Source organism: Pseudomonas sp. S3_A03, from assembly GCF_054668275.1.
Window position 1 is genome coordinate 128,408 of the sequence record NZ_CP162753.1, and the last position, 12,443, is coordinate 140,850.

Here is a 12,443-nt window from a genome sequence, read left to right on the forward strand (position 1 = left end):
TTGTGCTACGGGGGGCTGGGGCATAAGCTTTTGCCCACAGTTTTTTGTCTTGCCCAGGAAAACCATGACCAGCCAGTTCCCCCAAGCCCGCCCACGCCGCCTGCGCCGCTCTCCGGAGCTGCGTGGTTTGTTCCAGGAAACCGAGTTCGCCCTCAACGACCTGGTGCTGCCGATTTTCGTCGAAGAAGAAATCGACGACTTCGTGCCGATCACCAGCATGCCGGGCGTGCAGCGCATCCCTGAGAAAAACTGGCCGGCGAGATCGAGCGCTATGCCCGCGCCGGCATCAAGTCGGTGATGACCTTTGGCGTGTCCCACCACCTGGACGCCAACGGCAGCGACACCTGGAAAGAACGCGGGCTGGTGTCGCGCATGTCCTCGATCATCAAGGACGCCGTGCCGGAAATGATCGTGATGTCCGACACCTGCTTCTGCGAATACACCGACCATGGCCATTGCGGCGTGATGCACGGTGCCCATGTCGACAACGATTTGACCCTGATCAACCTCGGCAAACAAGCCGTGGCCGCCGCCCGTGCCGGTGCCGACGTGATCGCACCGTCTGCCGCCATGGACGGCCAGGTCCAGGCCATCCGCCGCGCCTTGGACGACGCCGGTTTCACCCACATCCCGATCATGGCCTACTCGACCAAATTCGCGTCGGCCCTCTACGGCCCCTTCCGCGAAGCCGGCGGCAGCGCACTCAAGGGCGACCGCAAAAGCTACCAGATGAACCCGATGAACCGCCGCGAAGCCGTGCGCGAATCGCTGCTCGACGAACAGGAAGGCGCGGACGCCCTGATGGTCAAACCGGCCGGTGCCTATCTGGACATCATCCGCGACATCCGCGAAGCCTCACGCCTGCCGGTGGCGGCATATCAGGTAAGCGGTGAATACGCGATGATCAAGTTCGGTGCCCAGGCGGGGGCGATTGATGAGGACCGCGTGGTTCGCGAGACCCTGGGCTCGATCAAACGGGCGGGTGCGGATTTGATTTTTACCTACTTTGCGATGGATTTGGCGTTGGCGGGGATCTAAAGCCTTTGCTAACCCTTTAGTGAGCAAGCGTTTGTGGTGAGCAAGCTTGCTCGTGCTGGGCTGCGCCGCAGCCCCACTATTAGTGTATTTCTTGTACTTGCTTGGCACTTCGCATGCGTACATATACAACCTCCAAGAGCCAAAACCATCGATCCGTTCATCCGGGCCGTGATCGAAGTCGACACATATTTCAGATAGATAAACACTGCAACCAATCCCATGCAGCTCGTAGGTTACGTCTTCTGTGACTGAACCTTGTTGCGGGATATTTTTTGAATGCCATAATCTAAGAATGTTTTGGTTCCAAATGATTGCTCAAGCAAGTCTGTCGCTTTTTTTACTTGCGCTAAATACTCGATTATCAAATTTTTCAGGGTTTGGATCTTCATCGTCTTGGCAGTAGTGGTTCGTCTATATTTTTCTGTGGCTTTGTTTGGTGTCTTTAATTCGCGCCGCTCTGTTGGAAAAGGCTTTCTTATTGATGCTTTTCCTATTTAACAGCTTTATATGAGTTTCAGTGTTAAATTATTTAATCTGTTTTTGTCTAGCTATGGAGGTAGTCGTACACATCTTTTTTTTCGATTCTCTCTATATTTAAAGTGCGAATTTTTTCAATAATGTTGTCTGCATGCTCGACATGACATATGAGCTGTGCGATTCCGTGTGTTTCCGCATCGAAAAATCTAAAAGCTAGCGAGCTTTCGTCTGAAAGTATCAATTTGAAGTCATCAGTTTTTGAGAGAAGGTCTAAATGGCTCAGTCTGCGCCACAAGTCGTCAATGTCACTATTTTTTTTCTGCATAAGTGTTACGCAATATCGATAGCTGGTGAGTTTTGAAGGGTCTATTTGATGCAGGATCGGGTTAAGGTACTCTATTCCTGAGTAAATGGAGGTTGCATCGTTTTTTTTAAGAATATCAATTGATGATGAAGATTTTGCATGCTCTCTTAAAGACAGGTATTCCTGAGTTTTACTTTCGTGTGGGAATCCAAAAGTGTACCAAGTTATGATTTTTGGCCATTCAAATACTAGTAGTGAAGCGAGTTCGCACCATGAGGTCCAAACATTTTTATAATCTTGACTTATCAAAGATATCGTAGAGTATGCGCATTCATTGGTTGGGTATAGTTGGTCCCAAGGTCTGATGCCGATTTCTTGGATGAATGCTGTTTTCATAAATTTATCTCTTGAAATATGTGTGGGAGTCATCGCCAATTGTGAGTGGCGCTTTTTTGTCATCGACGATTGTTTTGGTATTGAAGTGTGGGCCGTGATTGCCTTTTTTGTGACCTAAGGAATGTTCGCGAATTTCAACTATTTTGCCGTTTAATTTGAATTCGTAGACCCGGCTTTTTGTATGGCGAGTTTGATCGGTAAGGGGATCACCATATGTGCGTTCAGGATGTTGATGTTTGGGAATCCCGCCAATCGCTTTCGCCCTTCTAAATGCTCCATTTCTGGATAGTTTAGTATCAAAGCCTTTGGGTGCCTCTACATCACCCTCATTGACTTTGACGTTTTCCGCCGGGTTTGTCGCGTGCTTGGTGGGTTTACACCCATCATTCGCAGGACATTTACTCAAGCCTAGCGGATCCACCCATGCCGTAGGGTTGGGCGCGTATTGGTAGGCATTGATCCCACCCGCCAGCTTCACCGGATCCGGCGTCAGGTAACGACCAACATCCGGATTGTAGTAGCGATGGCGGTTGTAGTGCAGTCCGCTTTCCGAATCGAAGTATTGGCCCTGGAAGCGCAGCGGGTTGTCGATTTTTCCGATGTCGAGTCGGCTGATTTGGCCGTAGGCGCGGTAGTGGGCGGACCAGACGATTTCGCCATCAGGAGCTGTGAGTTCCTGCGGCGTGCCGAGGTGGTCGAGTTGGTAATGGTAGGGCTTGGTGTCTTGTGGGCCGAAGCCTTCCAGCAGGGCGAGCGGCCTAAAACTATCGGGTTCGTAGAGGTAGCTTCGATGACGATCCGCATGGTGCTCGGCGATGAGTTTGTCGCCTTGCCAGAAAAACTCGGTCGTTATGCCATCGACGGTTTTGCTGATGCGTCGCCCAAACGGGTCGTAGCGGTAGCTCGCGGTGTGGCCGTCTGGTTGAGTGAGGCCGATCAATCGATGCTGGCAGTCGTAGCGGTATTCAGTGACTAACGCATGCCCACGTCCACGCCGTTCACGGATCAGGTTGCCGAAGGCGTCGTAGTCGTAGTGCCGGTCGCCCTGAATCATCAACCGATTGCCCGCCACAATGTCCGGGCCGGGGCGGTCGTGCATCAGTAGATTGCCCGCTAGGGTGTGGCCGAAGCGTTCGTGCAGGTCTTGCGAATGGTCGGCGCGGGTGAGGCGGGCTAGTGGGTCGTAGCGGTAGCGGTGTTCGCCCTTGCGGGTGTCGTTCAGGCGGGTGAGGTTGCCTGATTTGTCGTAATCGTAGTGGCGTTGGTAGAGGTGGTTTTCCTGTTGGGTGATGGTGTGGGCGTGCAGGCGGTGTTGGTCGTCGTAGTGGTAGTGGCTGAGGAGTTGGCCTTGTTGGCGTTGGTGTTCTTGGCCGGATTTGAAGAGGTGAGAAGTCAGTAGTGCACCGTTGAGTTCGACGGTAGCGAGGTCGCCGCCTCTACCGTGACTAAAAACCAGTCGGTTGTTGTCCGGCAGGCGCAGGTGTTGCAGCTGGCCGCACGCGTCATAGCCATAGCGCAAGGTGCCCCAACCCTGATGTTCACCGGTGAGGCGATTTTGGGCGTCGTACTCGTACGCCAGCGCCCAGTGGCCGTCGTCGACGCTGAGGAGGTTGCCTTGGCGGTCGTAGGCGTAATCGACCATGTTGCCGTCGGGCAGGGTTTTTCGTACAAGGCGGCCGGCGTGATCGCGCTGGTAAACGGTAACTAGCTGACGGCCATCGTCGCCGTGTTCGGTTTTTTCCTGCAGGTGGCCGTTGAGGTCGTAGACGTAGGCGGTGCGTTGACCGTCGAAGCCAACTTCCTGCTGGATCAGGCCGTTGGGGTGGTAGTTGAGCCGGTAGGTTTCGCCGACTTCGTTTTCGATTTCGGTGAGCAACAGCCGAGCGTTGTCGTAGCGGTAGTTGACCTGGGTGCCGTCGGCGTTGAGGCGGCGGCTGATCAGGTGCAGGCCATCGGCGTATTCGTAGCGGGTGACGTGGCCGCGTTCGTCGCGTTCGGCGGTGATTTTTCCGTAGGGGTTGTAGCTGTATTCTCGCGTGGCACCGCCTGGCAACACGATGCGAATCAATCGGCCGACGCTGTCCCATTGGTATTGGGTCAGCCCGCCTTGTTCATCCTCGCGGGCAATCTGGCGGCCCAGATCATCGTAGCGATAGCGCTTGGTGTCGCCATTGGGCCGTTGCTCTTCAATGAGCTGACCGCGTTCGTTCCACACCAGGCGATGACAACTGTGATCGGGATACCAAACCCCCGTCAGTTGCCCGTACTTGTTGTAGCTGTAGTCCGTCACCTCACCATCGGGATCGGTCCTACGCGTCACGTCGCCCTGGTCGTTACGCTCGTACTTCCAGACCGCTTCACCACGTCTTACCACCCGTACGAAGCCATTGTCATGCTCGTAGGACGTCGGTTCATCATCTCCCGGAAACACCGCCACCAAGCGTCCGGCATCGTCGTACTGATACGCCGTCACCGCCCCGAGCGGATCCTGCTCGACCGTCAGTCGACCCTTGTCATCGTAGGATTTGAAGTGCTGAGCGCCGTCCGGATCAATGCGCTGCACCAGCCGTGCGCGGTCATCGTGGACATACACTTCCTGACTGCCATCGGCGTTATGCACGACCACGCGGCCGTTGTCCTCCCAGACATACCGCGTATCCATCTGCGAAAAACTGGCCCAGTGCCGGACACACCGCGCCGCCTTGCCAGAGCGTTCCCATTCCCAGAAGAAACTCGCCCCGCCGGCCAAGCCCCGCTCCAGAATGACGTGCTGCTCGTCGTACCGATAAACCTCGCTTTCGCCGACGGCGTTGGTCGCCGAAAGCAGTCGTCCCGCGTCGTCATAGGCGTAGGAAACAACGTTCTGTTCCGTGATCCATTCGTAAGGCTCGTACCCCTTGGCCCGCTGAACCTGGTAATCCACCGCCACCATGCGGCCCAGCTCATAGCGCAAACACAGCGAGCGCCCCACGCCGTTATCCAACCGTGCAATACGCCCCACCACATCCCGCGAAATCCGCAGGCGGTTGTCATACGCATCGCTGATCGAGACCAGCACCCCGTCACGAAAGTGATAAAACCGCGAGGCCTGGGCCAGCACTAACTCATCCGGCGAAGCCCCCAAATAGATCGCCGCTTCGGCCAGGCTATTGGTGATCGCCGGGCGCGCAACAGTCGGCAGTGGAAACTCAGTCGACCGGTTTTCATGGTCGGTCCACACCACCGAATCGCCCGAAACAGAAAGCCGCTGCGCCAGTGAATGACTCCAACCAAACCCCAGCCCAACATCCACTTCCACCGCGCTGGTGCGGTACAAACGGGTCCACTCAAACGGCAAAATCCCGTCTAAAACGCCATCGGTGAGGGTGAGCAGTTCTTCCCCGGTGACCATCGACACCGGGCAGCCGTTGGTGACGGTCTTGTCCGAAGGCGCCGCCGCATCCCCCTTCGGATTTTTCCCCGAAACAGGCACATCATCGACAGGTTCCTGCCGAACCAACACCGTGCGCTGAGCCTTGCTGCGAACCGCCGGCACAGGGTTCGAAACCACGTGTTCCCCAGCCTTCAACGACGCCACTGGAATCGTCTTGATCGGCGTCGCCGCACTGCCCAGCAGTAATGGCCTGGCCGCTGCGACATGCGGTTCCAACCCTGGCCTCACAAGGTGCCTGGCCAGCAGCTCCAACAACCCCCGCACCCGTGCGGACTTGATGGCCCCCAGCGCCTGAGCACCCAGGCGCAGCGTCACGCCCGTGCCTGCCGTCGCCCACATCAGCAGTAGATTGATCAAGACCTCGCCGGTGATCTCGCCGAGCAATTCGAACATCTGCGGCGGCGGCAGCAGGCGTATCCAGCTGACCATCGCCGAGATAAAAATGAACAACAGCGGCTCATCACTCAGCACCAGCAACGCGTGGGCAATGGCGTCGCTGCCGAGCGTCAGCAGTTCATCGAGGTCGGCCTGAGAGATGTACGCCAACAACTTTTCGCTGTTGGCCTGTAGATCCGATAACAGCTCATACACCTGCGTGATGTTGTCCCACAGGTTGTAGAGCGCCTGAGCCAAACCGCTGGAAAACGCCGCGCCTTGCATTGCGCTGCGTTGCAAAGACGGGGCGTCGGCAAACTCGTCCCACTGGGGCTTGAAGGTCTTCGCCCACTCATCGCGCAGGCCCGTTTCCAGCCCGGCGATCACCGATTGATAGGAGGCATACAGCGCCTTGACGTGATCCGTGGAAACGTCGGGATAAAACGTAATTTGGTATTGTTGGTCGCGGGTACATTCCTGGATTTCAAGCGTGCCGCCGGGGCCGATGGTTCGATGGATGGGCGGTCCCGTCGGGCTGCCATCCCGGGCGATGGCCTGCAGCATTACCGGCGTGTTGCCGATAGGCACGAAGCGCGTGCTTTCAAACAGATGCACCAGGGTCATCGACCCCTGAGCATCACACGTGGCGACCACTGTGCTGGGTTTTCTGGAAGAGACCGGCGCGATCAACGCAACCTCTTCGCCGACTTTGAAAACCTGCTCCACCTCAAGCGCCGAGCCACTCCAAAAGCTTTCGGTCCAGTCGTCGAAGGTGTTCAGGCAATTACGCAAGTCACGCAGGACGCGTTCAACATCCGGCGCGTCGGCATCCATGGGCGCCAGAACGAAGCTGGCAATAACCGGAATCAAGAGGCAGCCCTGGTGGGCAGGGCATTAACGGATAGGTACATGGCGGTCCCTCGCACTGAATGATCAGGCGAGAGACTTTGGAGAGGTTCGTCAGGTAAAGAAGTCGGCGCTGTTCGCCAGGACGGCTAGGAGGTTTCGCCAAAACTTCGGGTAAATGCGGGGGCCGTCGTAGGAGCTGGATTACAGGTTAAGCAGTCCTACAGCTTCAAGTTACCGGTAGGGTCAATCACAGTATCTGTGCGACCGGAGGAAAAGCGTGTCCGCGCGGGATGGCGCAGGCCGAACGTTCCCGGCAACCTGGCGAACCCACGCCAGACTTACCGGTCCATATCGCAACGCCCGGCCCATCGCCTTCAAGGAAGCCCAATGTCCCTACGCCGCCTGATCCTGTGCCTCACCCCCTGGCTGGTGTTGGCCGGTTGTTCCACTTCACGCGGCCCGCAGCAGCCGGAGCGCAGCGAGGCCGAGGTGAAGGCGCAGATCGTGCGCTTGCTGCCGGCCAAGGTGGCGGACCGCAATGGCTGGGCCCAAGACATCTACACCGCCTTCGACACCCAGAAGATCTACCCCAGCACCGAAAATATCTGCGCCGTGCTGGCGGTGACCGAGCAGGAGTCTACGTTTCAGGTCGACCCACCCGTGCCGAACATGGGCAAGATTGCCCAGGACGAAATCCTGCGCCGGGCCGGCAAGGTGCATGTGCCGGCCTTTGTGGTGCGCAGCGCGCTGCAGCTGAAGTCGCCCAGCGGCAAGTCCTACGCCGACCGTTTGAACGCGGCGCGCACCGAGAAAGACCTCAGCGGCATCTTCGATGACTTCATCAGCATGGTGCCCTTGGGCAACACCCTGTTTGGCGGCTTCAACCCGGTGCATACCGCCGGCCCGATGCAGGTCAGCATCGACTTTGCGCAGCAACAGGCGCGGGGTTATCCCTACACGGTGGACGGCACGATTCGTCGGGAGGTTTTCACCCGGCGTGGCGGCATGTACTTCGGCATCGCCCACTTGCTGGGTTATCCGGTGAACTACGACCAGCCGCTGTACCGCTTCGCCGACTTCAATGCCGGCTGGTACGCGAGTCGCAATGCCGCGTTCCAGGCGGCGGTCAGCCGGGCTTCGGGCACTGAGCTGGCGCTGGATGGCGACTTGATCCGTTATGGCTCATTGCTGCCCGGCACCACCGAACTGGCGGTACGTTCCCTGGGCGCCAGGCTGGACATGCGTAACCCCAGCATTCGCAGCCAACTGGAGCAGGGCGAGCGGTTGGATTTTGAAGACACCACCCTCTACAAACGCGTGTTTGCCCTGGCCGACAAGGCCAACGGCGCGCCGATGCCACGGGCGATCCTGCCGGGCATTGTGCTCAAGAGCCCGAAGATCACCCGCAACCTCACCACGGCCTGGTTTGCCAAGCGCGTCGATGAGCGCTATCAGCGCTGTATGAAGCGCTGACTACGTGCGGCGGCGCACAAACTTGCGCCACAGCCACACCCACAACCAGACCACCGGGAACGCCAGGACTACAAAGGGCAGTATGTAACTGGCGCGTTCCAGCGCGTCAGCCGTGCCTTCGACCATATTCGTACCCAGGTTGCTGAACATCCGGCTCAAGCGTGACGATTGGTTCGCGCCGTCCGCGGAGCGGAAGTTCAAGGTGACACGGTTGGTGTCGAGACGACGTTGCTGGCCGGCCGCGACCTGGGCCAGCGCTTGCAGATCATTTTCGATGCCGGCCTGTTCCTTGCTCAGGGCGATCAGGTCGCTGACGGTGATGTCCTTGCGCTTGGCCAGTTCATCGAGGCGTTGTTGCTGGGTTTGCAGGCGGTCCTTGCGGCGGCGTACATCGTCGACGGCGTCGGCCAGATCCTCGGCGGTCGTGATGCGCTGGCCGAGCTTACCGCCTTCAGCGGCCAGGGCGACCATTGGTTCTACGCCGTTGGGGGCGATGCGCAGGATGATCTCGCCGCCGTTGCTGTCTTCGGTGATGCCCAGGATATTGCAGGCGCCGAACCGCGCCGTTTCGCAGGCCTCACGGGTAGCCTGCATGCGCGGCGCGAGCAGGGCGCCGGGCAGGGCCAAGGTCAGTTCGTGTTCGTAGGCCAGTTGTGCGCCGGCCCGGCCTTGTTCGCCATTGATGGCGGCGGCGCGGGAGTGCTCCTTGGGCGAGCAGCCGCCCAGCGCCAGGCAGGTCAGCAAGATCAATAGCGGGACGCGAAGCGGGTTGCCGTCCAGATGGCGCATTGCGGATCCTTAAGATGTGCGGGGGAAATTGGCGGCGATTAAAGCGGGTCCGGCGGATTAACGCAAAGTATCGCGCAAGATTTGCACGCCTGATGGTGGTGGCCGGGGTTCGGGAGCAGGCGTACATCTTGAGCCTGACATCAAGGAAGAACGCATCATGATCACTCACACTGTGCCCGAAGGGTTTGTTTCGTTGCCCCGCAGCAGCCCACTGCTAGATCTGCTTGGCCCGGCATACTGCCGGGGCGAAGGCCTGGGATTAGAAATCGGCCTGCGCGCCGACAATCGCCATGCCAATGGGCGCGGCACCGTGCATGGCGGGGTGTTGGCGACGCTGGCGGATATCGGCATGGGCTACGCCATGGCGTTTTCCAGCGAGCCGCCGTTGCCATTGATTACAGCGAGCATGACCGTGGATTACCTGGGGGCGGTGCAGGTGGGGGAGTGGGTCGTGGTGCGGTTGGAGCATCACAAGCGCGGGCGCCAAATGGCGTTTGCCACGGTGAGCCTGCAGGTAGGGGAGAAGGTGGTGGCACGGGCGAATGCGGTGTTTGCGGTGCCTCAATCTCACAGGTAACGAAGATCAGGTGTGGGAGGGAGCAAGCCCCCACACTTTGAACGGTGTTTTTTCAGGTCTACCGGATAAAGGAAAGGCCCGGTTTTCGTGGAACCGGGCCTTTCCAGTGTTGCTCTTTGAATCAGCTGCGTTCAAGGGCCAGGGCGACGCCTTGGCCGCCACCGATACACAACGTTGCCAAGCCTTTCTTGGCATCGCGCTTGATCATTTCATGCAGCAGGGTCACCAGCACGCGGCAGCCCGAGGCACCGATCGGGTGGCCGATGGCGATGGCGCCGCCATTGACGTTGACCTTGTCGGCATCCCACTCCAGCTCTTTGCCCACCGCCAGGGATTGCGCGGCGAAGGCTTCGTTGGCTTCGATCAGGTCCAGGTCGCTGAGCTTCCAGCCGGCCTTGTCCAGGCATCGACGGGTGGCCGAAACCGGGCCGATGCCCATGATGGCCGGGTCGACGCCTGCGTTGGCATAGCTGGCGATGCGGGCCAGGACGGGCAGCCCCAGGGACTTGGCTTTGTCGGCGCTCATCAGCAACACGGCGGCCGCGCCGTCATTGAGGCTGGAGGCGTTGCCGGCGGTTACGCTGCCGTCTTTCTTGAATGCCGGCTTGAGCTTGCCCAGCGATTCGGCGGTGGTACCGGCGCGAGGTTGTTCGTCCACCGCGAAAGCTACGGGGTCGCCCTTGCGCTGCGGGATCAGGATCGGCGTGATTTCGTCGACAAAGCGTCCGGCTTCGATTGCCGCGCTGGCCTTTTGCTGAGAAGCGGCGGCAAAGGCATCCTGTGCTTCGCGGCTGATGCCGTACTTGTCCACCAGGTTTTCGGCGGTGATGCCCATGTGGTAATCGTTGAATGCATCCCACAGGCCGTCGGTGATCATGCTGTCGACCATCTTGGCGTGGCCCATGCGCAAACCGGTGCGCGCAGCGGGCAGTACGTACGGTGCCAGGCTCATGTTCTCCATGCCGCCGGCGATGATCACGTCGGCGTCGCCGCAACGGATCGCCTGGGCACCGAGGTGCAGCGCCTTGAGGCCCGAACCGCAGACTTTGTTCAGGGTCAGGCTCGGCACGGCGTGGGGCAGGCCGGCGAGGATCGAGGCCTGGCGCGCCGGGTTCTGGCCGCTGCCTGCGGTGAGCACCTGGCCGAGGATCACTTCGTCGACCTGGGCCGGGTCCAGACCGGTCTGTTCCAGCAGGCGACGGATGACGGCGGCGCCCAGTTCCGGTGCCGGAATATTCGCCAGCGAACCCTGGAAGCTGCCCACGGCGGTGCGGGTGGCAGCAACAATCACGACGTCTTGCATGGAATCTGTCCTCACTGGAAGTGCATTTCTGGAACGTGGTCCGGGACGATCAGTTTACCGGCGGTCTTGCTCACAATCTCTTCAACGCTGACGCCAGGTGCGCGTTCCTTGAGGACAAAAGCGCCATTTTCGATCTCCAGGTACGCAAGGTCCGTCAGTACCCGCTTGATGCAGTTGGCACCGGTCAGCGGCAGGCTGCATTGGCTGAGCAACTTGGATTCACCGTCCTTGGAGGCATGGGTCATGATCACGATGATATTTTCCGCGCCGGCCACCAGGTCCATGGCGCCGCCCATGCCTTTCACCAGCTTGCCGGGGATCATCCACGAGGCGATGTTGCCGTGCACGTCCACTTCAAACGCACCGAGCACGGTGAGGTCGACATGGCCGCCGCGAATCATTGCGAAGGACTCGGCGGAGGAGAAGATCGACGCGCCGATACGCGCGGTCACGGTTTGTTTGCCGGCGTTGATCATGTCCGCATCAATGGTTTCTTCGGTCGGAAACGGACCCATGCCGAGCAGGCCATTTTCCGATTGCAGCATCACTTCCATGCCTTCGGGGATGTAGTTGGCCACCAGGGTCGGAATGCCGATGCCGAGGTTGACGTAGAAGCCGTCCTGCATTTCGCGGGCGACGCGTTGAGCCATTTGTTCGCGGGTAAGAGCCATGTTATGCGTCCTTATTGTTCGGGCTGGGGGCAGATTATTTGCGCACGGTGCGCTGTTCGATGCGCTTCTCGAACGTGCCGCAGATGATCCGGTCGACGTAGATGCCAGGGGTGTGGATCTGCGCCGGGTCCAGCTCGCCCGGTTCGACGATTTCCTCGACTTCGACCACGGTGATCTTGCCGGCGGTGGCGGCCAGTGGGTTGAAGTTCTGGGCGGTGTGGCGGTAGATGACGTTGCCGAAGTGGTCGGCTTTCCAGCCTTTGACGATGGCGAAGTCGCCAGTGATCGACTCTTCCATCAGGTAGGGGCGGCCGTTGAATTCGCGGGTTTCCTTACCTTCGGCGACGGGGGTGCCGACGCCGGTGGCGGTGAAGAAGGCCGGAATGCCGGCACCGCCTGCGCGCATTTTTTCCGCCAGGGTGCCTTGGGGGGTGAGGACTACTTCGATTTCGCCGCTGAGCAATTGCTTCTCGAACAGGGCGTTTTCACCCACGTAGGAGGCAATCACTTTGCTGATCTGCTTTTGCTCCAGCAGCACGCCCAGGCCAAAACCGTCGACGCCGCAGTTGTTGGAAACCACTGTCAGGTCGCGGGTGCCTTTGCGCTTGATCTCATTGATGAGGTTTTCCGGAATGCCGCATAGGCCAAAACCGCCGGCAAGCACGGTCATGCCGTCTTCCAGGCCTGCCAGTGCTTCCTCGTAGGACGCCACGCGTTTGTCGAAACCTGCCATGTGCATGCACCTCTATTTATTATGT

8 protein-coding genes and 2 pseudogenes are annotated in these 12,443 nt (G+C 59.0%); 3 read left to right on the plus strand and 7 right to left on the minus strand.

The window, feature by feature from the left end; all coding sequences use genetic code 11:
- The first annotated feature begins 64 nt into the window (after window positions 1–64).
- Window positions 65–1,038 (plus strand): annotated as a pseudogene (gene hemB / locus AB4O25_RS00660) (porphobilinogen synthase).
- A 135-nt stretch (window positions 1,039–1,173) separates the two neighbouring features.
- On the opposite strand, the pseudogene AB4O25_RS00665 reads toward hemB, so the two are convergent.
- The 3 genes and pseudogenes from AB4O25_RS00665 to AB4O25_RS00675 all read right to left on the minus strand — a co-directional run.
- Window positions 1,174–1,350 (minus strand): annotated as a pseudogene (locus AB4O25_RS00665) (DUF6896 domain-containing protein); the annotation flags it as partial.
- A gap of 232 nt (window positions 1,351–1,582) precedes the next feature.
- Window positions 1,583–2,215, minus strand: coding sequence for a hypothetical protein (locus AB4O25_RS00670; RefSeq protein ID WP_460060691.1), 633 nt, complete (start codon window positions 2,213–2,215; stop codon window positions 1,583–1,585).
- A 4-nt stretch (window positions 2,216–2,219) separates the two neighbouring features.
- Window positions 2,220–6,893 carry an RHS repeat-associated core domain-containing protein gene (locus AB4O25_RS00675; protein ID WP_460150264.1) on the minus strand — a complete coding sequence of 1,558 codons (4,674 nt, stop codon included), beginning with the start codon at window positions 6,891–6,893 and terminating at the stop codon, window positions 2,220–2,222.
- A 366-nt stretch (window positions 6,894–7,259) separates the two neighbouring features.
- Between AB4O25_RS00675 and AB4O25_RS00680 the strand changes: the two genes are divergently transcribed.
- Complete coding sequence (locus AB4O25_RS00680) at window positions 7,260–8,345, plus strand: DUF1615 domain-containing protein (RefSeq protein ID WP_460060685.1); 1,086 nt, start codon at window positions 7,260–7,262, stop codon at window positions 8,343–8,345.
- On the opposite strand, the gene AB4O25_RS00685 is transcribed toward AB4O25_RS00680, so the two are convergent.
- Window positions 8,346–9,134, minus strand: coding sequence for a DUF4349 domain-containing protein (locus AB4O25_RS00685; RefSeq protein ID WP_460150266.1), 789 nt, complete (start codon window positions 9,132–9,134; stop codon window positions 8,346–8,348).
- A 157-nt stretch (window positions 9,135–9,291) separates the two neighbouring features.
- Between AB4O25_RS00685 and AB4O25_RS00690 the strand changes: the two genes are divergently transcribed.
- Window positions 9,292–9,711, plus strand: a complete 420-nt coding sequence (locus AB4O25_RS00690; protein WP_068934572.1) for a PaaI family thioesterase — start codon at window positions 9,292–9,294, stop codon at window positions 9,709–9,711.
- A 121-nt stretch (window positions 9,712–9,832) separates the two neighbouring features.
- Here AB4O25_RS00690 and AB4O25_RS00695 read toward each other — a convergent pair whose 3' ends face one another.
- Genes AB4O25_RS00695 through AB4O25_RS00705 form a run of 3 tightly spaced genes read right to left on the minus strand, consistent with a single transcriptional unit; the run spans window position 9,833 to window position 12,418 of the window.
- Window positions 9,833–11,014 carry an acetyl-CoA C-acetyltransferase gene (locus tag AB4O25_RS00695; protein WP_116079637.1) on the minus strand — a complete coding sequence of 394 codons (1,182 nt, stop codon included), beginning with the start codon at window positions 11,012–11,014 and terminating at the stop codon, window positions 9,833–9,835.
- Between the two features lie 11 nt (window positions 11,015–11,025).
- Entirely contained in the window at window positions 11,026–11,685 is a 660-nt protein-coding gene (locus AB4O25_RS00700) for a CoA transferase subunit B (RefSeq protein ID WP_032886654.1), read from the minus strand.
- 34 nt (window positions 11,686–11,719) lie between these two features.
- Window positions 11,720–12,418: a CoA transferase subunit A gene (locus AB4O25_RS00705; protein WP_003173073.1), complete on the minus strand. Its 699-nt coding sequence runs from the start codon at window positions 12,416–12,418 to the stop codon at window positions 11,720–11,722.
- Between the last annotated feature and the right edge of the window lie 25 nt (window positions 12,419–12,443).

Excerpts from the sequence above, each read along its gene's own strand:
- AB4O25_RS00680 (WP_460060685.1), top strand. The coding sequence starts at position 7,260 with ATGTCCCTACGCCGCCTGATCCTGTGCCTCACCCCCTGGCTGGTGTTG.
- AB4O25_RS00690 (WP_068934572.1), top strand. The coding sequence starts at position 9,292 with ATGATCACTCACACTGTGCCCGAAGGGTTTGTTTCGTTGCCCCGCAGC.
- AB4O25_RS00685 (WP_460150266.1), bottom strand. The coding sequence starts at position 9,134 with ATGCGCCATCTGGACGGCAACCCGCTTCGCGTCCCGCTATTGATCTTG.
- AB4O25_RS00705 (WP_003173073.1), bottom strand. The coding sequence starts at position 12,418 with ATGGCAGGTTTCGACAAACGCGTGGCGTCCTACGAGGAAGCACTGGCA.
- AB4O25_RS00670 (WP_460060691.1), bottom strand. The coding sequence starts at position 2,215 with ATGAAAACAGCATTCATCCAAGAAATCGGCATCAGACCTTGGGACCAA.
- AB4O25_RS00700 (WP_032886654.1), bottom strand. The coding sequence starts at position 11,685 with ATGGCTCTTACCCGCGAACAAATGGCTCAACGCGTCGCCCGCGAAATG.
- AB4O25_RS00695 (WP_116079637.1), bottom strand. The coding sequence starts at position 11,014 with ATGCAAGACGTCGTGATTGTTGCTGCCACCCGCACCGCCGTGGGCAGC.